The 21,567-nt window shown below is 66.8% G+C and carries 21 protein-coding genes and 1 tRNA gene; 11 read left to right on the top strand and 11 right to left on the bottom strand.

The window, feature by feature from the left end:
- Window positions 1-11: 11 nt before the first annotated feature.
- The 4 genes from Q344_RS25085 to Q344_RS0108810 form a co-directional block, all read right to left on the bottom strand.
- Entirely contained in the window at window positions 12-647 is a 636-nt protein-coding gene (locus Q344_RS25085) for a hypothetical protein (protein WP_156954652.1), read from the bottom strand.
- A gap of 30 nt (window positions 648-677) precedes the next feature.
- The gene (locus tag Q344_RS23515) at window positions 678-1,148 is read right to left on the bottom strand and encodes a hypothetical protein (protein WP_036538525.1); all 471 of its coding nucleotides are present in this window, start codon (window positions 1,146-1,148) and stop codon (window positions 678-680) included.
- Window positions 1,149-1,358: 210 nt separating this feature from the next.
- Entirely contained in the window at window positions 1,359-2,414 is a 1,056-nt protein-coding gene (locus Q344_RS23510) for a CsgG/HfaB family protein (protein WP_084178338.1), read from the bottom strand.
- 53 nt (window positions 2,415-2,467) lie between these two features.
- On the bottom strand, window positions 2,468-2,884 hold the full coding sequence (locus tag Q344_RS0108810) for a curli assembly protein CsgF (protein WP_036538522.1): 417 nt from the start codon (window positions 2,882-2,884) through the stop codon (window positions 2,468-2,470).
- A 776-nt stretch (window positions 2,885-3,660) separates the two neighbouring features.
- Here Q344_RS0108810 and Q344_RS0108805 point away from each other — a divergent pair.
- Both Q344_RS0108805 and Q344_RS0108800 read left to right on the top strand, forming a co-directional pair.
- The gene (locus tag Q344_RS0108805; protein WP_028286371.1) at window positions 3,661-5,061 is read left to right on the top strand and encodes a hypothetical protein; all 1,401 of its coding nucleotides are present in this window, start codon (window positions 3,661-3,663) and stop codon (window positions 5,059-5,061) included.
- Between the two features lie 45 nt (window positions 5,062-5,106).
- Window positions 5,107-7,149 (top strand): beta strand repeat-containing protein, encoded by a 2,043-nt coding sequence (locus Q344_RS0108800; RefSeq protein WP_028286370.1) that lies wholly within the window; start codon window positions 5,107-5,109, stop codon window positions 7,147-7,149.
- 63 nt (window positions 7,150-7,212) lie between these two features.
- On the opposite strand, the gene Q344_RS0108795 is transcribed toward Q344_RS0108800, so the two are convergent.
- The 5 genes from Q344_RS0108795 to Q344_RS0108775 are packed head-to-tail and all read right to left on the bottom strand — an operon-like array spanning window position 7,213 to window position 12,380.
- A complete protein-coding gene (locus tag Q344_RS0108795) occupies window positions 7,213-8,235 on the bottom strand; it encodes a uroporphyrinogen decarboxylase family protein (protein ID WP_028286369.1) in 1,023 nt (340 codons plus the stop codon).
- 52 nt (window positions 8,236-8,287) lie between these two features.
- Window positions 8,288-9,121 (bottom strand): c-type cytochrome, encoded by an 834-nt coding sequence (locus Q344_RS0108790; RefSeq protein WP_051630421.1) that lies wholly within the window; start codon window positions 9,119-9,121, stop codon window positions 8,288-8,290.
- Between the two features lie 59 nt (window positions 9,122-9,180).
- Window positions 9,181-10,677 carry an amidohydrolase family protein gene (locus tag Q344_RS0108785; protein WP_028286367.1) on the bottom strand — a complete coding sequence of 499 codons (1,497 nt, stop codon included), beginning with the start codon at window positions 10,675-10,677 and terminating at the stop codon, window positions 9,181-9,183.
- Window positions 10,678-10,709: 32 nt separating this feature from the next.
- Window positions 10,710-11,513: an IclR family transcriptional regulator domain-containing protein gene (locus tag Q344_RS0108780; RefSeq protein ID WP_028286366.1), complete on the bottom strand. Its 804-nt coding sequence runs from the start codon at window positions 11,511-11,513 to the stop codon at window positions 10,710-10,712.
- A 3-nt stretch (window positions 11,514-11,516) separates the two neighbouring features.
- The gene (locus Q344_RS0108775; RefSeq protein WP_028286365.1) at window positions 11,517-12,380 is read right to left on the bottom strand and encodes a dioxygenase family protein; all 864 of its coding nucleotides are present in this window, start codon (window positions 12,378-12,380) and stop codon (window positions 11,517-11,519) included.
- Window positions 12,381-12,508: 128 nt separating this feature from the next.
- Here Q344_RS0108775 and Q344_RS0108770 point away from each other — a divergent pair, with 128 nt between their 5' ends.
- The 7 genes from Q344_RS0108770 to Q344_RS0108740 all read left to right on the top strand — a co-directional run bounded on the left by Q344_RS0108770 (window position 12,509) and on the right by Q344_RS0108740 (window position 18,547).
- Window positions 12,509-13,318: a citryl-CoA lyase gene (locus Q344_RS0108770; protein WP_028286364.1), complete on the top strand. Its 810-nt coding sequence runs from the start codon at window positions 12,509-12,511 to the stop codon at window positions 13,316-13,318.
- 1 nt (window position 13,319) lies between these two features.
- Window positions 13,320-14,465 (top strand): CaiB/BaiF CoA transferase family protein, encoded by a 1,146-nt coding sequence (locus Q344_RS0108765; protein WP_028286363.1) that lies wholly within the window; start codon window positions 13,320-13,322, stop codon window positions 14,463-14,465.
- 48 nt (window positions 14,466-14,513) lie between these two features.
- Window positions 14,514-15,563: a C4-dicarboxylate TRAP transporter substrate-binding protein gene (locus Q344_RS0108760; protein WP_028286362.1), complete on the top strand. Its 1,050-nt coding sequence runs from the start codon at window positions 14,514-14,516 to the stop codon at window positions 15,561-15,563.
- Between the two features lie 10 nt (window positions 15,564-15,573).
- Window positions 15,574-16,134, top strand: a complete 561-nt coding sequence (locus Q344_RS0108755) for a TRAP transporter small permease subunit (RefSeq protein ID WP_051630418.1) — start codon at window positions 15,574-15,576, stop codon at window positions 16,132-16,134.
- Window positions 16,131-17,444 carry a TRAP transporter large permease gene (locus tag Q344_RS0108750; RefSeq protein ID WP_028286360.1) on the top strand — a complete coding sequence of 438 codons (1,314 nt, stop codon included), beginning with the start codon at window positions 16,131-16,133 and terminating at the stop codon, window positions 17,442-17,444. The genes Q344_RS0108755 and Q344_RS0108750 overlap by 4 nt, the downstream gene beginning before the upstream one ends.
- 9 nt (window positions 17,445-17,453) lie before the next feature.
- A complete protein-coding gene (locus Q344_RS0108745) occupies window positions 17,454-17,978 on the top strand; it encodes an NADPH-dependent FMN reductase (protein ID WP_028286359.1) in 525 nt (174 codons plus the stop codon).
- Between the two features lie 119 nt (window positions 17,979-18,097).
- Window positions 18,098-18,547, top strand: coding sequence for a PaaI family thioesterase (locus Q344_RS0108740; protein ID WP_051630416.1), 450 nt, complete (start codon window positions 18,098-18,100; stop codon window positions 18,545-18,547).
- Between the two features lie 47 nt (window positions 18,548-18,594).
- Here the strand turns inward: Q344_RS0108740 and Q344_RS26080 are convergent.
- Window positions 18,595-18,678 (bottom strand) — tRNA-Tyr (locus Q344_RS26080).
- A gap of 153 nt (window positions 18,679-18,831) precedes the next feature.
- Between Q344_RS26080 and rlmB the strand changes: the two genes are divergently transcribed.
- Both rlmB and Q344_RS0108730 read left to right on the top strand, forming a co-directional pair.
- A complete protein-coding gene (rlmB, locus tag Q344_RS0108735; protein ID WP_028286357.1) occupies window positions 18,832-19,614 on the top strand; it encodes a 23S rRNA (guanosine(2251)-2'-O)-methyltransferase RlmB in 783 nt (260 codons plus the stop codon).
- Window positions 19,615-19,831: 217 nt separating this feature from the next.
- Window positions 19,832-20,305, top strand: a complete 474-nt coding sequence (locus Q344_RS0108730; protein ID WP_028286356.1) for a CoA-binding protein — start codon at window positions 19,832-19,834, stop codon at window positions 20,303-20,305.
- 16 nt (window positions 20,306-20,321) lie between these two features.
- Here the strand turns inward: Q344_RS0108730 and Q344_RS0108725 are convergent, their stop codons facing one another.
- Window positions 20,322-21,503, bottom strand: a complete 1,182-nt coding sequence (locus Q344_RS0108725; RefSeq protein WP_028286355.1) for an alpha-D-ribose 1-methylphosphonate 5-triphosphate diphosphatase — start codon at window positions 21,501-21,503, stop codon at window positions 20,322-20,324.
- Window positions 21,504-21,567 lie beyond the last annotated feature (64 nt).

The raw sequence follows: 21,567 nt of genomic DNA, 5'->3' as shown, positions 1-21,567 counted from the left end.
GGCGGCGGCCGTCAGTTGCGGGTCTGCGTGATGCTGACGGTGCCGCCGTTCGACACCACGGTCGGCAGCGTCGCCGTGCTGAGGTTGTTGCCGACCTGGGTGTAGGTCACATTGGCGCCCGTCACCTGCAGGCCGAAGGTGTTGTTGTTGCCTTCCTGGGACAGCGCGCCGCTGGCGCCATTGCCGGTGACCGAGACCTCGCCGAAGTTGCCGTTGCCGATCTGGGTCAGGCTGCCGAAGGCGCCCACGCCCGCCACGTCCACCGAACCGTCGTTGCCGAAGCCGTCCTGGCGCAGCAGGACCGAGGCCAGCGCGCCCACGCTGAGCGTCGCGCTGTTGACGTCGGCGGCGCTGCCGGAAACGACGGGATTGTTCTGCAGCAGGGCGACGGAGCCGCCGTCACCGGTGACGGTCACGGTCGCCGCGTTGCCGAAGCCGGTCTGCTGCGCGGGCGTGGTGCCCTGCGCGTCGCCGGCCACGACGGAGTTGCTGGCGTTCTGCTGGTCGACGAAAAGAGTGTTGCCGATGCCTCCGCTGGAGGACTCCTGGATGATGAAAAGGGTGTTGTCGTTACCGGCGAACGCCGGGCTTCCAAAAACGACCGCAGCAGCCAGAGCCGCCGCACCGGTCTTGCGCATTGAAATCATTGCGTGCGTCCTCAATTGTATGGGGACGGCTTACCACGACGACTGCGAGATTGCCAAAGTATTTCCGGTGCCGACCTGCCGAAATTGAGCGACATTGCCCATGCCTACCTGCATCACGGCCGCGGCATTATTGGAGCCGGAAATGAAGCCGGAAACGCTGTTTTGCGAGCCGGTCTGCAAGACGCTGAAAAGGTTCGAGGTTCCGAAGACCTCGAGCCGCGCGACGTTGCCGTTTCCGGTCTGTTCGATGTTGCCGGGTTCAAGAAAGCCCGAGAACAACTCTGGCGTGCGCCATTCCCCGCCGAGGCCGCCGTTGCTTTCTCCCTCGATCGTGATCGAGACGCTGTTTCCGGACATTGTGGCGGGCTGCATGATCTCGAGCACGTTTCCCAATCCGCCGTCGTTCAGCGCCAGGGTGTTGTCGAAGCTCGGGTTCGCGAGGGCTGCGGTTCCAAGCGCGACATGCGCGACGGCGGCGAGGGCGATCTGCCTGAAGGTCATCGGTCTGACTCCTTTTGCAACCCCGAGGGGCGCTTTCGAGTCGGACGATGGGCAGACAGCGTGGCAGGATTGTGGTTCGGATCGGATAATTTCGGACCCATGCCGCGCTCATTTTGCGGCCTCGACGGCGCGGGGGGCTCAGTGTTTCCGGCCTGGAAAAGGAAAGGGGGCTCGCGCCCCCTTTGTTCGTTCCGGCCGTGGCGCGGTGTCTTACCCCAGGACCTCTTCGTCCCCGGCCGCGGGGGGCGCGGGCGGCGCGCTTTCCTTGGGTTCGGGCGGAAGCTGGCGCACCGTGGTGCGGCGCGCGGCGGGCCGCGCCCGCGGGTGGGTCTGGGTGATGTAGGCGGCTCCGGCCGTCATCGGCGGCAGGACGCTCTGCGCCGTCGCCGGGATCGCGCCGCTGTACTTCTCGTTCCGGTATTCGGCGATCAGCTTGGCGCCCGCGGCGGGGTTGGCGAATTTCCAGATCCCCAGCTCGGCGCCTTCGATCACCAGCGAATAGACGGCCTTCTCGATCGCCTGCTGCACGGCGATCTGCTTCGGCTCGTTGGTGGTGGTGCCGGCCTCGATCTCGAGCAGTTCGTCCAGCATGATGTAGCGGAACACGCTGCCGCGGATCGAGGAGGAGGCGATGGATTTCTGCGCCATCACGGTCGCCAGCACCTCGCCGGTATCGGTCGACACGGCGCGCAGGCTGACGGTGACGGTGTCGAGCACCCACTGGCCGTCCGCGCCGATCCCGAGATAGCGCGCCCCGGCGCCGCCGGTCTGCACGTTGGTGTCATAGCCGACGATCCCGCCCTGCAGCAGGATACCGGCATGCAGCAGCGGCTTCAGCGCGGAGGGATCGACGTTTTCCTCGCCACGGTACTGGCGGCGCATCTCGGTCACGATCTGGCGTTCGCGCACGAGGTCCTGCAGCCCGGAGCGGTCGAGGACCGAGAACCAGCGGCGTTCGCCGGCATCCTGCAGGGCCTTGATCAGCATGGCAGAGCCGCCCTGCGTCACGGCGCGGGACAGCGACTGCACGTTGTCGCGTTCCTTGTACTGGCCGGTGAGGTCCGGGTAGTCGTAGACCGCGATGTTGATCCGCCCGGTCGGCGCGGGCAGGGACCGCAGCGCGCGGTTCTGGGTGGTCACGGTCACAAGCGTCGGATCGACGGTGTCGAAATAGCTCGATTGCATGTCGGCGCAGCCGGCGGTCGCAAGCAGGGCTGCGGCAATCGCCGCTTTCCTGGCCAAATGGGTCGGGAAAGGCAATTTCATGATATGTCCTGTCTTCGCCTGTAATTCTCGAAGAGCGATCGTTGCGATGCCGCTCAGCTGTTGGTGACCAGTTGGGGCACCACGATCTCGGTCACCGTGCCGTCGATCGAATCGGTGATGACGAGCCGGATCGATTCGAGCGTGCGGTCGAAGGCGACGGTCGTCGTGCCGAAGGTCACCGTGCCGCTGTCCTGCGGGTTGTCGCCGAAGATCGCCGAGGTCACCTGGCCTGCAAGGGCCGACAGGAGCCGGCCTTCGAGCTGGCGCACGAAGAGCTCGGCATCGGTCGTCTCGCTCCCGCCGGTGCCGCCGGTCGAGCCGGTGCCGTCGTTCGCATCGCTCGCGGTCGCGTCCCGCTGCGCGTTGGCGATGCCCAGAAGATGCGATGCATTCAGAGGGTTGCCCCCGAAGGACGGGTTGATCGGCGTGTAGACGAGATCGCCGGCAAATGCCGAAGTGGAGGTCAACATGATGGCGCTGAAATAAATTGTCGAAGCTCTCATTAGGTTTCCGTTCCCACGACCGTCCCTGCCAGAGTGGGCCGCGACGTCGTCCCCTGTGATTGAATATGCGAACTAACTGACACGTCGTGTGCCGATGGCGCGAGGCAGAATCAACCGCACCCGCTTCATTCTAATCGATTGTGGCTTGGATGCATGATGTTCGGGCGCCGGTCAACGCAGGATTCGCGCTGCGTGATGGTGATTCGGAGAACGCCGGCGCGGTCTCTCGTAAGGCAGCGCAACCGCAGGTGTATTATTAATGAAGTGTGACGGCATTTGGGCGACCTGACCGAACGTTGCCGCACTGGGTCCGGAATGGAAACGGTCCCAAAAACAACTTGTAAACAAAAGGTTAACGGTCGCCGATTGTCCGGAAGTCATGAGAACACGTCTGGCGTGCAAACATCCTTCTTGTTTATGCCACGTTTTCGCCCCATTGTCTGCCCGCATAAGGGAACGGAGTGAAGGTTTAGATCGACTAATTTGCATATAACGGCGAAGCGGCCCGGAATTTGAATGCCGCCAGCAGAACCGTAAAGACATTAAGGCAATCGGATAAGGACGCGAAACGCGCCTCCTTGTTTCAACCTGAATGACGCGGATCGGCGAGAGCCGGATCGCGCACGGCTTTCTGCGTCGTCGCTGGCTGCATTGTCTGATCCGGCACTCTTTTCCATCGAAATCGAATTTGCGGTCCATGCCCTAAGGCAGCGGGTGCGGCCGGAGACCGGAAGGCACATGTCATGAAGCTCGCGACCAGATTGCTCTCGGCAACCGCCCTGGCCATCTTGCCGGCTTCCGCGCTTTACGCGGCGGACGACAACGTGGCCCACATCGACCAGATCGGCGCCGACAATGCCGCGCTCATCGACCAGGTCGGCGCGCGCAATAGGGTGGGTCTCGAAGACGACGCGGCGCTGCAGAACGGCTATTACAACGCGCTCACCGTCCGCCAGACCGGCGCCGACAACCGGGTCGGCACCGAGGGGGACGGGCTCGAGCAGAACGGCCAGCTGGCCAGCCCCTCGGTCCACAACATCATCACGATCGAGCAGAGCTCGAGCGAGAACATCGTGGGCGAGGTTCTCCAGAGCGCGCTCGGCGCCATCCCGGGCGAGGCGAACCGCCTGATCGTCCTGCAGGAAGGCGACAAGGGCAACCGGGTCTCGGTGGTCTACCAGATCCAGGAAAACGCGATGCCGGGCCAGATCGCCGACATCACGCAATCCGGCGAAGGCAACAGGATCGCGCTCCTGCGGCAGCGCTCGATCTCGTCCAAGCAGGACGGCGAGAACACGATCACAGCCCGTTTCTCGGGTGATTTCAACGGCCTGCGCGCACTGACCGGCCCCGCGCTGATCAGCGGCGTCCCGGATGCCGCGCTGATCCAGGATACCGGGGCGAACGGGCTGGGCGCGAACGGCAACCAGATCGACGTCGCGGTGACGGGCGGCTTCAACGGCTTCGGCATTTACCAGGGCGGCGAGCTGAACTCGGTCGGCCTGATCACCATCACGGGCGACAGCAACGAGCTCGGCATCCGGCAGGACGGCTACGAGAACGACCTGACCACCTCGGTCATCTCGGGCGACCAGAACCGCATCGGGATCGACCAGATGGGGACCAACCGCGCGTTCCTCGACCTGGTCGGCCAGAGCGACGACAACGACATCCTCGGCATCCAGATCGGCACCAACGACCTGCGCTTCTACGTCGAGGGCGACCGCAACCGCGCGTCGGCCAAGCAGGACTACGACAGCGGCATGGGCGGCGGGAACGCGGCCGAGTTCCGCGTGATCGGGTCCGACAACGTTTTCGACCTCCTGCAGGAGGGGACGAACACCGCGACCTTCACCGTCGAGGGCGACTTCAACAACAATTCCGGCGCCATTCTCGCCGGGGATGCCGCGATCGGCGGTCTCGTGGCCGGGGTTATCCGGCAGGTCGGGACCGGCAATGCGATCGAGGCGACGATCACGGGTGACGCCAACCTTCTGGCGGCCCTGCAGACAGGAGCTTCCAATACTTTCGTAGCAGTTATTTCAGGCAAATCGAACCAGGCCGCTCTTGTTCAGGACGGCACGCTCAACACCGCCTACCTGGCGCAGACAGGCAACGGAAACATCGCCGGCATCATCCAGTAACCGCCAGGCGCATCTCCGGATCTATTTAATCAGGGACGAACTACCATGAAACTGAAGCACATCCTTCGTGCGACCGTGTCCAGCGTTGCGCTGCTCGGCGCCTCCGGCGCGATCGCCGGCTCGAACAACGACGCCCTCCTCGACCAGGACGGCAACAACAACACGGCCGCCATCACCCAGAACCTGGGTTCCGGGAACGCTGCGACGCTGACCCAGAGCGGGGACCGCAACGATGCGGACATCGAGCAGACGAGCAACTCGAACCTCGTTGGCGACGCACGCCAGACCGGCAAGGCCGGCGCGGGAGCGACCCAGAACATCCTGGATGTGACCCAGAGCGGCGGTGACGGCAACGTCGTGCGCGACACCGTTCAGACCAACACCAATTCCAACGGTGCGGCGAACGCGGTCACGATCGTGCAATCGGGCAGCGGCAACGTGCTGGGCCAGGTCAACGGCGCGGCCACCGATGCGATCAAGCAGCGTGGCTATGGCAACTCGATCGACGTCAGCCAATCCGGCTCGGGCAACGGCTCCAACGGCGCGACCGGCGCCGGCTTCGGAACCGGTGCGTTCTCGGGTGCAGCTTCGGCCAACGTGGGTGTCGACCAGGCAGCCGTGCGCCAGAACGGCAAGCGCAACTCGGCCGAGTACGCGGCCAGCGGCGACGAAAACCTTTTCGGCATCGACCAGGACGGCGATGACAACAAGGCCAAGATGACCGTCTACGGCGATCGCAACGAGACCGCGCTGTCCCAGAACGGCGACGGGAACACGGCGTCCGACTACGTTAACGGGGACGACAACGTCATCGGCACGACCCAGGACGGCGACAGCAACATCGCATCCAGCAGTGCGACCGGCAACGGTAACGCGCTTTCAACCTCGCAGAATGGCAATGCGAACGAGTCGTACAACATCGTCACTGGTGACGGGAACGACGTGACTGTCGATCAGGAGCCCGGGACTGCCTACTTCTTGGGCATTTTCCCATATGCTGATGGCGGGGACGACAACCTGTCCAAGGTCAACATCCGCGGCGACGACAACGCTGTCGGTGTATCCCAGGCATACAACGACAACATTTCCGAAGTGGAAATCGATGGCGGCAACCGCAACGATGTCGATGTCGAACAACGCGGCACCGCAAACGGCGGCAACGACTCCGACGTCCGGATCTCGGCTGGCATTTTCAGCCGGAGCAACGACAACGACGTGAATGTCACGCAGGATGGTGAAAACACCTCAGATGTCGGTATCGTCGGTGACGACAACAACGTCGATGTCCTTCAGGACAACCGTCTGACCGCCTACGTCGGCACCGAGAACGTTTCGACCGTCGATATTCTCGGCAGCAGCAACGACGTCGATGTGGACCAGACGACGGACAACACCTCCGACGTCGACATTCTCGGCGTCCGGAACGACGTGGAGGTGACGCAGCTCGGCACCAACGACTCCGATGTCGACATCCTCGGCTACCGGAACCTCGTGTCGGTCACGCAGGAAGGCAACCACAGCTCGACCGTGTCGATCGACGGTTTCCTCAGCGGCGACGACAACACCGTCACGGTCAGCCAGGGCAACATCCTGTCCAGCGTCTTCGGTCAGAGCAATGACTCGCTGGTCGACATCTACGGCGATGACAACACCGTCACCGTCACCCAGGATGGCGGCAACACCTCGACCGTGACCATCTCGGGCAGCTGGCTCTCGGGCGGCGGCGACGGTAACGTTCTGAACATCGACCAGTCCGGCGCCAACACGCTGACCGCGTCGATCTACGGCGACAACAACAACGCATCGGGCGCCTTCGGCGGCGACGCAGCCTTCGCGGCAGCCGGTTCTCTGAACCCGGGCGACATGTTCCAGGCTGGCAGGGGCAACAGCATCTCGCTGACCGTCGGCAGTGCCTCGGAATCGGACGGCAACCTGTTCGCCTTCAGCCAGAGCGGGTCGGGCAACACGATCGAAGGGTCGATCTCGGGCGGGAACTACAACCAGGCCGTGGTCACCCAGGTTGGCGCGAACAACCTCACGAACTTCGTGCAGGTCGGCAGCTTCAACAACCTGGGCGTCGTCCAGTAAGACGGAAGGTCCTTGCGGACATCGGAGCGCCACCCCCTCGGGGGTGGCGTTTTCCGTTTGGGCTCAGCCGTGTTCGGCGCGCAGGATCTTCGCGCCCTCGGCCATCGCACGCATCTTGCCGAAGGCCACGTCGCGGGGCAGGTATTTCAGCCCGCAATCCGGGGCGATCACCACCTTGTCGGCGTCGACATGGGGCAGGGCGCGGCGGATCCTCTGGGCGACGACCTCGCCCGTCTCGATCGTCATGTCCGACAGGTCGAGCACGCCCACCATGATCGTCTTGCCGCGCAGCTCTTCCAGCACCGAGGTGTCGAGATTGGCCTGCGCCGTCTCGATGCTGATCTGGTCGCAGGTGCAATCCTTCATCTGCGGCAGGAAGGAATAGCCCTCGGGGCGCTCCTTCGTCAGCGCCGCGTAGCCGAAGCAGATATGCACCGCGGTCGTGCCTGCCGCGCCCTCGAGCGCCTTGTTCAGCGCCTCGATGCCGTAATCCATCGCGATGTCCGGCTTGCCCTGCAGCCAGGGCTCGTCCAGCTGGACGATGTCGGCGCCGGCGGCGAAGAGCTCGGCCATCTCCTCCTTCACCGCCTGCGCGTAATCCATCGCGGCGTCGGCGGTCGAGGCGTAGTGATCGTTCTGCGCCTGCAGGCTCATGGTGAAGGGGCCGGGCAGGGTGATCTTCACCTTCCGGTCGGTATGGGCGCGCAGGAACTTCAGGTCCTCGACTTCGACCGCGCGGGCGCGGCGGATCGGGCCGGTGATGCGCGGCACGGGGACCGGCGCGCCGGAACGGGTCATGACGGTGCCGTAATTGTCGAGGTCCAGCCCGTCGAGCGCGGTGGCGAAGCGGTTGGAATAGCTCTCGCGCCGGATCTCGCCGTCGGTGAGGATGTCGAGCCCCGCCTCCTCCTGTTCGCGGATCGCGACGCGGGTCGCGTCGTCCTGCGCCTCCGAGAGGAACGGTTCGGGGATGCGCCAGAGCTCCTTCGCGCGGGTCCGGGGCGGGAACTGGCCCTTGAGCTTCTCGCGGTCGATCAGCCAGTCGGGCTGGCAATAGCTGCCGACGAGGGTGGTGGGGAAGAGCATAATCTGGCCTTTCTGGTTGGCGCGGCCGGGATGGCCGCGCCGGAGGTGGGTGTCACATGTCGGGCTGGCCCGGGATCGAACGCAGGTAGAGCACCAGCGCGTCGAGGTCTTCGGCGGTCATCCGGGCGAGGTAGCCGTAGGGCATCGGCGGCAGCATGTCGGACCCGTCGGGCCGCTTGCCCTGGGTGATCATGGCCTCCACCTCGGCGTCGGAATACGCCGCCAGCCCGTCCGGGTGGTTCGTCAGGTTGGGCGCGGTCGAGGTGCCCCACGGCCCGTGGAACTCCGCACCCCCGCGCGCGAAGCCCTCGCCCCAGTCCGGGCCCTGCGGGGTCAGCGGCGAATGGCATTCCATGCAATGGCCAAGCGACGAGAGGTATTCGCCGTAACCGGCCGTCACCCCCTCGGCAGGAGCCGAGACGGTTTCGAGCGGCGGCCCGTAGGCGGGGGGCAGGGGGATGTTGTACCGCGAGGCGCCGGCGTCGTTCTCGACCGCGGGCACCGTGCGCAGGTAGGCCACGATCGACGCGAGGTCGTCGTCCGAGATCGCGCGGTAGGCCTTGAAGGGCATCGGCGGGCCGATGATCGTGCCGTCCGGCCGGACGCCTTCCCGGATCGCGGTGGCAAGCTCCGCGTCGCTCCATTCCGCGATGCGGCTGGCGGGGGTGATGTTGGGCGCGACGGCCGTCATCAAATCCGACTCCTCGACCAGCCGGCCCGAGAGCGCCTGGTCCCGGACCGGGCCCTGCGGCCCGAGGGGGGTGTGGCAATTGCCGCAACCCATGATCGAATTGACGAGGTAGTCTCCACGCTCCACCGAGGGAGCGGCCATGGCTGTGGCCGTCGAAACGGCCAGCGCCGCGATGGCGCAGGCTGTGGACTTCATCTGATCTCCTCCAACAGACAGAACCGCGGCAACAGCGCCGCGGCTCCGCTTACCTTACGTCATTCGAAGAGATTCCGGTCAATGCCCGCCTTCTCGAAGATGTAGTCGCGGCTCGCCGCAAGCTCGCGGCCCAGCTTGGCCATGTCGTGCCCGAGCAGCTGCCCCTGCCACTTGCGGATCTGGCCCGCCACCATCACCGTGTCGACGTTCGAACGGTCCATCAGCGTCACCACCGCGCCAGCCGCGTTGTTCAGCGGCGCCACGTTGATCGCCTCGGCATCGAGCATCAGGATGTCCGCGTCCTTGCCCGGCGTCAGCGACCCGGTCTGGCGGTCGAGGCGCAGACCCTTCGCCCCCTCGATCGTGGCGTGCCGGATGACCTCGGCGCAGCGCAGGAGCTTGGGGTGGTCTTCCTCGCCGTTCAGCGCCCGCTCGTTCGCCCGCATCCGCTGGAGCGTCAGCATCCCGCGCATCTGGGTGAAGAAATCGGCCGACATGGTGCATTCCACATCCGACGACAGCGAGACGCCCATCCCGAGGTCCAGCGCCTTCTGGATCGGCGGCTCGCCGTGGCGCATGTGCATCTCGATCGGGACCGAGAGCGAGACATGGGCGCCCGCATCGGCCGCGGCCTTCCAGGCGTCGTCGGTCATCCCGGTCATGTGGATGAAGATGTTGTCGGGCCCGAAGACGCCTTTCCTGGCCAGCTCGTCGAAGGTCGGGGTCATGCCGAAGGTGGTCACGACGTGCAAAGCCACCTGCAGGTCGAGATCGCGGCCGATCTTCCACGCCTCCTCGTAGCCCTCGATGTAGATCTCCCCGCCCATCACCATGGTGAGAAGCTGGTCGTCGGAGGCGAAGTATTTCTCCCGGATGCGCTTTGCGCCGCCCGGGTATTCCTTGCCGTCCCACCACCCTTCGAAATAGCCGAAGACACCGCGGCGTCCGGCGTCGCGCAGGCCCTCGATCGCAGCCTCGGAATGTTCGGCGGAATGGTGGATCTGGCTCACGTCCATCACCGTCGTCACGCCCGCGTCGAGCTGGGCGAGACCGCCGTAGAGTTCGTTGATGTAGACGTCCTCGGGCCGGTAGTGCTGCGAGAAGTTCAGCAGCATGGATTCATAGTAGTTCCGCGCGTTCTCGGGCTTGCCGTCGTTGACCACGATGGCGTCGGCCAGAGACGAGCGCAGGCCGGTCTCGAACTGGTGGTGGTGGGTGTCGATGAAGCCGGGCATCACGATCTTGCCCGAGGCGTCGATCACGTGGGCGTCCGTGGCGTCGATGCTGGCGGCGACCTCGCGGATCTTCTCACCCTCGATCAGCACATCGCCCGTCTCGAAGTTGCCCACCTCGTCGTCCATCGAGAGGATCACGCCGCCCTTGAGCAGGATCCGCGTGCCCTTCTGGCCCGAGAGCTCGGGCAGGGGGGCGGCGCTGATCTTGGTGCGGACGGCCTCCGCCGCGGCGGAACCGGACCCGGTCTCGGGCGTCCGCAGCAGCGGACTCGCCTCCGGACAGAGTGCGCGTGGGGTTGCGGGGCTGCAAAGTCTGCACATGGGTGTCTCCTCCTCCCAGAGTTTCCCTTTTCCTATCCGCCGAGCACCGCCCTCAGGGTCGGGTAGCGGGTCAGCTGATGCGCGATATGGGACGCGGCCTGCTGCAGTTCGGGCAGGCGCTCCGCGATCAGCTGGTCGGGGGTCACCATGCCGGTGTAGCCCGAGGTGTTGAGCGCCGCGACCGTGCTCCCGTCGGCCGCCCGGATCGGAACCGCGAGCGCGGTGATGCCGTAATCGAGCTGGTCCACCGTGGTGGCATAGCCGTTGCGCCGCGCGGTCATGATCTCGGCCCGGAGCGCCTGTGGGTTGGTGCAGGTCTTCGAGGTCAGCGGCTTCGGGTCGTAGCTCGCCAGATAGGCGTCGATTTCCGCGTCGGGCAGCGCGGCAAGCAGCACGCGGCCCATCGAGGTCGCATAGGCCGGATACCGCGCGCCCGCCACGGCGGCCGCGCGCCGGGCGCGCTGGACGGAGCGGTGCGCGACATAGATCACCTCGTGCCCGTCGAGCGTGCCGACCGACGAGGCGTCGCCGAACTTCTCGACGATCCCCTGCACGTCCTCCTGCAGGATCTCGTCGATCCGGGCCGAGAAGTAGAAGGCCGAGCCGAGCGCCATCAGCTTCGGCTTCAGGTGGAACCGCTTCTCGCGCCGGCCGATGTAGCCGAGCGTTTCCAGCGTCATCAGCGAGCGGCGCGCGGCGGCGGGCGAGAGGCCGACCTTCCGCGAGACCTCCGAGAGCGTCATCTCGGGGGTCTCGGCGTCGAAGGCCTCGAGGATGGCGATGCCTTTCGCCAGCGCCTCGACGAACTCCGCCGGTTTCTCGCGTGCCTCTCCCAAGGGTCAGCTCGCCGGGGCGAGGATGAAGTCGTAGGTGCAGACCGCGTCGGGTGTCTTGTCGAGCTTGTAGCCGAGCGCGTCGATGTCCTTGGCCGGCGCGATCTTCGCCAGGAGCGACTTCCGCACCCCGAAGACCGCGTCGTTGTCGACGTATTCGGTGTTCTCGAAGAAGATCTCGGTGGTGATCGCGTTCATCCCCGGGTGCCGCACGATGTAATGCAGGTGCGCCGGCCGCCAGGCATGACGGTCGCCCGCCCGCAGCAGCACCCCGACGGGGCCGTCATAGGGCACCGTGTAGGGTTTCGGCAGCACGGTCGTGTAGTAATAGCGGCCCTGATCGTCGGCCTCGAAGATCGCGCGCAGGTCGAACTTGTCCTGGCCCGACGCCTGTTCCTGGATCGGATAGGTGCCGGCCGAATCCGCCTGCCAGGTGTCGAGGACCGCGCCGGGCAGCGGGTTCTTCAGCGTGTCCATGACGCGGCCGTGGACCAGCACCGTCACCCCGTCGCGCCCGTCCGAGATGTCCGAGCCGAGCGCCTTGCGCGGCGCGTTGTCCAGGTAGAACGGCCCGAGGTTGGAGCCTTCGGTCGCGCCGCCCTTGGTGTTGATCATGTCGACCAGCGCCGAGAACCCGAGGACGTCCGAAAGCAGGATGAACTCATGCCGTTCGGGCGTCGAGATCTGCCCGCAATCGTACAGGAAATTCAGCACGCCCATCCACTCTTCGTGGGTCAGGTTATGCTCGCGGGTATAGTCGTGCAGGTGCTCGATGAGCCCGTGCAGCAGCGTCTCGAACCGGCTGCCCGGCTCGGTCTTGAACGTATCCTTCACCGCCTGCGTGATGGTGAACTGGTTGATATCACGCATGGTTTCCCTCCCTGATCCCTGCGCTGCCGCGGCACCCGCGACAATTCCTCTTGACGGGACGCTACGCTGCTCTCTACTTTTCGACAAGAGGAAAAAGTTTCGCACAGCGAAAAGTCTGGGAGGACCTCATGCGGATCGGCAAACAGGATCAAGCGTACACCGCCATCGCGACCTCGGATGCCGAGAGCATCACGGTCCGCGGCTACGACCTCTGCGACGAGCTGATCGGCAGGATCGGCTTCACGGATTATCTCTGGCTGCTGGTGCTGGGCGAAAAGCCCGACGAGACGCAGCGCCAGGTGCTCGACGCCTGCCTCGTGGCGATTGCCGAACACGGGCTGGTGCCTTCCGTCCAGGCCGCGCGGATGACGCTCGCGGCAGGGCCGGAGGCGTGGCAGGGCGCGATGGCGGCGGGGCTCCTCGGAATGGGCAGCGTGGTCGCCGGCAGCACCGAGAGCGCCGGGCGGTATCTGGCCGAGGTGCTGGCGAAGGCCGAGGCTGACGGGACCGACGTGGAATCAGCGGCCATCGCGAGCCTCAAGGACCACAAGGCGCAGCGCCGGAAGGTGGCGGGTCTGGGCCATCCGCAACATTCGGGCGGCGATCCGCGCGCGGACCGGCTGCTCGCCATCGCCGACGAGCTGGGCGTCTCGGGCAAGTATGTCGAGACGCTGCGGATCCTCGACAAGCACGCGACCGACATCATCGAGCGCCCGCTGCCGATCAACGTCTCGGGCGCGATCCCGGCGGTGATCCTCGACGCGGGCTGGCCGCTCGACGCGCTGAAGGCGGTGCCGCTGGTGGCGCGCGCGGCGGGGCTCTCTGCGCATCTCTTCGAGGAGGCGACGCGCTCCATCGGCTTCATCATGTCGAACGTGGGGGACGAGGCGATCTCCTACGACGGCAAGATCTCCTCCAGGGCGAAGGCGGCCGAGTAAGATGCCGAAACCCCTCAGCCATATCCGTGTCGTCGAGCTTGGCACCTACATCACCGGACCGGCCGCGGGGATGCACCTTGCCGATCTGGGCGCCGAGGTCATCAAGGTCGAGCGCCCCGGCACCGGCGATCCGTTCCGCGCCTTCAAGGGCGGGCTCTATTCGCCGCATTACCAGACCTACAACCGGAACAAGCGCTCCATCGCGCTCGATACCAAGGACCCCGAGGACCTTGCCACCTTCCACGCGCTGATCGCGACGGCCGACGTCTTCATCCAGAACTTCCGCCCGGGCGTGGCCGAGAAGCTGGGGGCAGGGGAGGAGGAGCTGCGCAAGCACCGCCCCGACCTGATCTATTGCGCGATCTCGGGCTTCGGCCCCTCCGGCCCCGCCCGCGACCGCCCCGCCTACGACACCGTGGCGCAGGCGGCGAGCGGCTATCTCCGCCTGCTGACCCCGCCCGAAAACCCGCGCGTCATCGGCCCCGCCATCGCGGATTCCGTCACCGGGCAATACGCGGCGATGGCCTGCCTCGCGGCGCTGATGGAGCGGACGCAGACCGGCGAGGGCCGCCGCATCGACATCTCGATGCTCGAGGCGATGTGCCATTTCAACCTCGACAGCTTCACCCACTACTATTCCGTGGGCGAGGTCATGGGCCCGCTCTCGCGGCCCGTGGTGTCGCAATCCTACACCTTCGAATGCGCCGACGGGAAATGGATCGCGATCCACATGTCCTCGCCCACGAAATTCTGGGAGGGGCTGCTGGCCGCGACCGGGCAGGAGCAGCTGAACGACGATCCCCGCTTCAACGAGCGGCTGGAACGCATCCGGCATCAGGACGAGCTGATCGGGATCTTCACCCCGGTCTTCCGCGAGAAGAGCCGCGACGCATGGTGTGACCTGCTGGAGGAGCACGAGGTCCCCTATTCGCCGGCCTACGATTCCGACGAGGCGCTGGAGGACCCGCAGGCGCAGCACCTGAAGATCAAGGTGGAGGCGCCCTCGCGCGAGCTCGGGACCTTCACGACCGTGCGGCCGCCCTACAATTTCGACGGGAAACCGGAACTGGACGTGACCGCTCCGCCGGTGCTTGATGAACACGGAGACGATATCCGCGCCGAGCTGGCGCGGAAAAAGGTCGGCTAGAGACCGACACGAAGCGGCCGGGGGAGGCCGCGCTTAGGGAGGAAGACAATGAAGATCATTCAAGGCGCGCTTTTCGGCGCGATGCTGGCCGTCCCTGTCCACGCGCAGGAGACGATCAACCTCACCGTGGCCTCGAGCCATCCGACCGTCGTGCCCTGGGTCGGCATGATCCAGACGCATTTCATGGCCAAGACCGACGAGATCCTGGCCGAGACCGGGACCTACAAGATCGACTGGAACGAGGCGTTCGGCGGGCAGCTATACAAGGCGAACGCCACGCTGTCGTCGGTCGAGGAAGGCGTGACCGACGTGGGCTGGGTCTTCTCGTTCCTCGAACAGGCGAAACTGCCGCTGAGCCAGGGGTCCTCGAACGCGCCCTTCGCGACGTCGAATCCGCCGGTCCTGCTCGACGTGATGGAGGATCTGCTTGAGACCAACGAGGCCTTCCGCGAGGAGTGGGAGAGCCATAACCTCAAGGTCCTCGGACTCACCGCCACCGACCTCTACGACTTCTACCTGAAGGAACCGATCGAGGGGATCTCGGATCTCGACGGCCGCAAGATCTCGGCCCCGGGCGTGCTCGGCAACTGGCTGCGCGGGACCGGGGCGAACGCGGTGGATGGCTCGCTGACCTCCTACTACACCGACGTGCAGACCGGGGTGTCGGATGGCGTCCTGTCGCTCGCGCTCGGCGCGCTGCCGATCAAGCTCTACGAGGTCGCGCCCTATATCGCGCGCTTCGACGGGGGCGCGGTCTTCTCGGGCGCGGTTGCGATCAACCGCGACAGCTGGGACGCGCTGCCCGAAGAGGTGCAGAACGCGATGGTCGAGGCCGGGAAGTACTACACCGAGAGCCACGGACAGGACCTTGTCGACCGGCACGAGATGGCGCTGAACAAGATGGTCGAGCTTGGCGCCGAGATCATCGAGATGCCGGACGGCGAGACCGAGAAATGGGTCGGCATGCTGCCCGACGTGGCCGGTGACTGGGCGGCCCCGCTGGAAGAGCGCGGGATCCCCGCGAAGGCCTTCCTTGCCGATTACATGGAAGGGCTCCGGGCCGCGGGCGAAACCCCGGCGCGGGACTGGGACAAGTAAGGCCCATCCCTTGGACGCGCAGAACACAGACGCCGCCCTCCCCGCGACGGGGAGGGCGGACGAGCCGGCGCCGCTGCGCGCATGGCACCGGCTGGTCGAGACCTTCGCCGCCGTCGGCACCGTCCTGATCGGTGTCCTGATGCTCATCATCTGCGCCGACATCCTGGCGCGGAACATCTGGGGGGCCTCGCTGCCGCTGGTCTCGGAAGGCGGCGCGCTGCTGGTCGTGACCCTCGTCGCGCTGCAACTGGGCGCGACCGTGCGGGCCGGGCGGCTGGCCCGGACCGAGGTCTTCATCCTGCCCTTCACCGAACGCCACCCCCGCGCGGGTGCCGCGCTCGAGGGGCTGTTCGACCTGACCGGCGCCGTGGTTCTGGGCATGATCGCATGGGCCAGCCTCCGGGTCATCGAAAAGGATCTGAACGCGGCCGAGTTCATCGGCATCACCGGCATCGCGACCCTGCCGACCTGGCCCTTCCGGGCGCTGATCCTGGCCGGCTTCGCGGTGGCCGCCGTCGAATTCGCGGTCCGCCTGATCGGCGCCTTCCGCAGCATGGGAGGCCGCGCATGAGCCCGTTCGAGATCGGCGGCGGGGCGGTCATGCTGCTCGTCGCGCTCATCCTCATCGGGATGCCCATCGGGATCGGGATGCTCGCCGTCTCGGTCGGCGCCGTCGCGCTGCTGCGGAACGAGACCGTCGCGATCCGGATGATGACGCAGGTCGCCAACGACAGCCTCGAGGAATACCTCTTCGCGGTCGTCCCGCTCTTCGTGCTGATGGGGCTGCTGGTGACCGTCTCGGGGGTGGGCAAGGACACGTTCGACGTGTTCCAGAAGCTCCTGAAGCGGGTGACCGCGGGCCTCGGCGTCGCCACCGTCTTCGCCAACGCGGTCTTCGCGGCGATCACCGGCATCTCCATCGCCTCGGCCACCGTCTTCAGCCGGATCGCGGTGCCCGAGATGCGCCGCCACGGATACACCAACCGCTTCGCGACGGGCGTCGTCGCGGGCTCCTCGGTGCTGGGCATGCTGATCCCGCCCTCGCTGCTGATGATCGTCTATGCCGTGCTGGCCGAGCAATCCGTGGGCCGGATGTTCCTTGCGGGTGTCGGCCCGGGCCTCGTGCTCGCGCTGGCCTTCACGCTCACGATCTGGATCCTCGCCACCACGCGGAAGAGCTTCGTCTTCGAGCGGACCGACGACGCCACCGGCTACGACGACATCCGCGGCCGCGACGTGCTCCGCAAGTCGATCCCGATCCTCGCCCTTGTCACCGTGGTGCTCGGCGGGCTCTACGGCGGCTTCCTGAACCCGACCGAGGCGGGCGCGGCCGGCGCCTTCGGCGCGCTCGTCATCGCGCTCATGCGGCGGTCCCTCGACCGGGTCACCTTCTGGCGGATCCTCGTCGAGACCGGGCTCATCACCGTCTCGGTCCTGTTCCTGATCCTCGCGGCGACCTTCTTCAGCCGGATGCTGGCCCTGACCGGCGTCCCCCGCGAGCTGGCCGAGTTCTTCCTGTCGGACCGGATCGGCCCCTACGGATTCCTCTGCGTCTTCATCCTGCTGATCATCGCGCTCGGCTGCCTGATCGATTCGATCTCGATCATGCTGATCGTCCTGCCGATCGCGCTGCCCGTGGCGGACGCGGCGGGCTTCGACCTGATCTGGTTCGGCGTCATCACCGTCATCGCGACCGAAATCGGCCTGCTGACCCCGCCCTTCGGCCTCTCGGTCTACACGATCAAGTCGGCGATGGACGACCCCACGCTCCGGGTGGGCGAGATCTTCCGCGGCGCGGTGCCTTTCATCCTCGCGATGCTTGCGACGCTGGCCGTGATCATCCTATTCCCCTCGATAGCCACCTGGCTTGCCCGTATCTGAGGACACCCCATGCCCCAACTCCTGATGATCCCCGGAAGCCTGCGCGAGGCCTCCTCGTCCCGCGCCACCGTGCGCGCCATGGAGGCGCGGATCGGCGACCGGGCCAGCTGCGTCACCGCCGACGTGGGCCGCCTGCCGCATTACAACGCCGACACCACCGATGACCCGGCGGTGGCCGCGTTCATCGCGCAGGTCGAGGCGGCGGACGGCGTGGTCTTCGTGACGCCGGAATACAATTACTCCATCCCCGGCGTGCTGAAGAACGCGATCGACTGGGCCTCGCGCCCCGCCTATGCCTCGGTCTTCAAGGGCAAGCCCTGCTTCGTGGTCACGACCTCGGGCGGGGTGATGGGCGGCGTGCGCGCGCAGGCGCACCTGAAATACGTCCTGAACGGGATGCTCGCCCGGGTGCATATCGGCAAGGAGATCATCGTCGGGCAGGCCAATGCCAAGGTGAAGGACGGCCGGCTCGCGGACGAGGCGGTGCTCGATTTCATCGAGGAGGAGATGACCGGCTTCCTCGCCGGCCTCTGACCGGCGGCAGGGCGGGGGGCAAATCTCTCTGCACTTCTGCAGGAATGCGCGCCGCGCTTGCCCGGATGGCGCGGCCCGCGGAAAGCTGTCCCGGACCACCTACCAGAGAGAGGACCGCCATGACCCTGGACCCCCGGATCGAGACCACGCCCCCGACCGCCCTTGGCGAAACCCTGGGCTTCCGGCGCGACGTGGAGGTCGGCGCGGGCCGGGCGGTGCAGGAATACGAGGCCGGGATGCACATGTGCCATTCCGGCGGCATCGTGCAGGGCGGTTTCGTGACCGCCTGGATCGACGCGGCGATGGCCCGGGCGGTCCGCTCGCTCGGGATGGAGGACGTGGTTCCGCTGACGCTCGAGATCAAGGTCAGCTACTTCGCCCCCGCGCGCCCCGGCACGCTGCTGGCCGAGGCCTGGATCGAACGCTCTGGCCGCACGACATGCTTCGCCGAGGGCCAGCTGAAGACCGTCGACGGCCAGGTCCTCGCGAAGTCGAGCTCGACCATCCGCCTGGGCTCGATGGCCCGCGCCCGCGCCGGGTCGGAAAAGGCGCTGACGGGCAAGGGCTGAGCCGACGGGCCCGCCACGTTCCAGACCTGCGATGTCGGAGGGGGAAGTGGTGGGCGACCCTGGAATCGAACCAGGCATGGGTCTCCCCGGCGGAGTTACAGTCCGCTGCCGCACCTTGCAGCTCGTCGCCCCGATCGGCCGGAGCGAAGAGCCCCGCGGATCGTGAGGCGCTGAATACTTGCGGCCCCGCGGAGGGTCAACAGGAAAATCCGACCTTGACGCATGGGCCTTGCGCCGTCGCCGCGGGGGTGCCACATGCGGGGGATCAGCCGGATGGATACGCGATGAAGAAGCCGAAATGGGTGGTCGAGAAGGAGCGGTCGAAAAAGGTCGCGAGCGCGGAGACCGTGTGGCTCTTCGGTCTGCACGCCGTGCGCGATGCGCTGGAGAACCCGGCCCGCGAGAAGCTGCGCCTGATCGTCACCAAGAACGCCGCCGACAAGCTGGCCGAGGCGATCGCCGCGGGCGGGATCGAGCCCGAGATGGCGGATCCGCGCAAGTTCACCGCACCGCTCGATCCCGGCTCGGTGCACCAGGGCGCGGCGCTCGAGGTGAAGCCGCTCGACTGGGGCACGGTGGCCGACCGTTGCCTCGGGGACGGGAAGAACCCGCCGCTGGTGGTGCTGCTCGACCGGGTGACCGACCCGCACAACGTGGGCGCCATCCTGCGCTCGGCCGAGGTGTTCGGGGCGCTCGCCGTCATCGGCATGCGTCACCACGCGGCGCCCGAGACCGGGGCGCTCGCCAAGACCGCGAGCGGCGCGCTGGAACGGCAGCCCTATCTCAGGGTCCGCAACCTCGCCGACACGCTGGAAGAGCTGAAGGGCATGGGCTATCTCGCGCTCGGTCTCGACGGCGAGGCGGATCAGACGGTGGGCGAGGCGCTCTCCGGGCAGGGCGGCCGGGCGGTGGCGCTGGTGCTTGGTGCCGAGGGGCCGGGGCTGCGCGAGCGCACGCGCGAGACCTGCGATGCGCTGGTGAAGATCCCCGCCGCGGGCGATTTCGGATCGCTCAACGTGTCGAACGCGGCGGCGGTGGCGCTCTACGCGACGCGCACGTCGGCGTGATCGGGCGCGACTCCCCATTCACATTCGTTTTACAAGGTCTTCCTAGGCTGCCCCGCACTCCTAAGTGAGTAAGCGAGGCGCCGATCCGGAACATCAGCGCTTCTATCACTGTCCCTCGTTCCGTGACTGCGCCCGGGTTGCCGGGCGCTTTTTTTTTTGGCGCTCCGTCCGGCGGATTTCCCTTGCCGCACCCGGCGCCGCGGCTAGTCTCGGCGACATGAGCGAAATCTATTCAGACGCCTTCCTGCGCGACGTGCTGGGCCGGACCCGGGTCATCGCGGTCGTGGGCGTGTCCCCGAACGAGACCCGCCCGAGCTACTACGTGGCCCGCTACCTCGGGCTCAAGGGGTTCCGGGTGATCCCGGTCAATCCCGTCCATGCCGGCAAGGTCCTGCTGGGAGAGACCGTCCGCGCCGACCTCTCCGAGATCGACGCGCCCGTCGACATGGTGGACATCTTCCGCCGGTCCGAACACGTGCCCGAAGTGGTCGACGAGGCGCTGGAGGCCTTCCCGGAGCTCAGGACGATCTGGATGCAGATCGGCGTCGAGCATGCCGAGGCGGCCGAGAAGGCGCGCGCGCGGGGGGTCGACGTCATCATGAACCGTTGCCCGAAGATCGAGTACCAGCGGCTGTTCGGCGAACTGAGGATGGGCGGCTTCAACACCGGCATCGTGTCCTCCCGGCTCTGACCGCCTGCCGCCCGGCCTATTCCGCGGCGATCGCCCCGCCGGTGGCGGCGAGGAAGCGGTCGGCCACGGCGCCCGACAGATGCGCGATGCGCCCGCCCGAGATCGTCGCCTCGACGCAATGCGTGGCGGGGTCGATCACGGTGAGATCCGCGCGCAGGCCGGGCTCCAGCCGGCCCCTGTCGGCCAGGCGCAGAATCCGGGCGGGCGTCTCCGAGATCATCGCCCAGGCCCGCGGCAGGTCCATGATCCCGTCCTGCACCAGCCGGAACGCGGCGGCCGCAAGCGCGGGGTAGTGGTAATCCGAGACCAGCGCATCGCAGAGCCCGTCGGCGATCAGGTCGACGGCCGCGATGTTGCCCGCCTGCGACCCGCCGCGCACCACGTTCGGCGCGCCCATCAGGACCGGGTCGCCGACCGCCTTGGCCAGCGCGGCCGCGGCGCGCGAGGTGGGGAATTCGCAGATCTTCGCGCCGATCATCGAATAGCGCTCCCGCGTCTCGCCATCGCAATCGTCATGGCTGCCGTAGATCACCCCGAGGGCGTCGAAACGGTCGGCCAGGCGGCAGAGGTGGCGGGGCACGTCGCGGGCCTGCCGCCGGGCGGCGGTGGCGGTCGCAAGGTGCATCTCGACGCTGCGCCCGGCGCGCGCGGCCCAGTTCGCGAAGACGGCGGGCCGGGTCGAGGCGGTGACGAAGGCCTCGTCCAGATGGTCGTTGAAGACGACGTAGTCGATGCCATGCGCGGCGATGGCGGCGAGAAGCGCGTCGCCGGTGCCCACGGTATGCGTCTCGCAGCGGATCTGCACCCGCAGGTCGGTCAGCATCCGCGCCCGGTAGCCTTCGAGCGCGGCCAGCAGGGCGCAGGCAAACTCGGGCCCGCGCATGCCGCCCTCCCATGACCAGCCCTGGGCCATCCACGCGGTGGTCACGCCGTTGGCGGCGGCGTCGCGGTCGGTGGCGACCAGCGCGCTCTGCAGCGGGAAGGGGGCCGAGGGGCGGGGCGCGATGTTGCGTTCGAAGGCGTCGCCGTGCAGGTCGATGATCCCCGGCAGGACGAGGTATCCGCTCAGGTCGACCTCGGGCAGCAGGGGGTGGTCGGTCAGGCGCCCGCCGGCCAGCCCGATCGGGCGGCACTGCAGGCGTCCGTCGCGCAACGTCTCGGCGCCGGTCAGGCGCAGGGCGGGCAGGGTGCGATGCATGGGATCTGCTCCTCGGTCTGGGCCTGTGGATAACCTGAATATGTATCGCCGCCGTGACAGGGCG

It is taken from the genome of Pseudooceanicola nanhaiensis DSM 18065, assembly GCF_000688295.1.
Lineage (GTDB): Bacteria > Pseudomonadota > Alphaproteobacteria > Rhodobacterales > Rhodobacteraceae > Pseudooceanicola > Pseudooceanicola nanhaiensis.
This window is presented reverse-complemented; position numbering and strand designations above follow the sequence as displayed.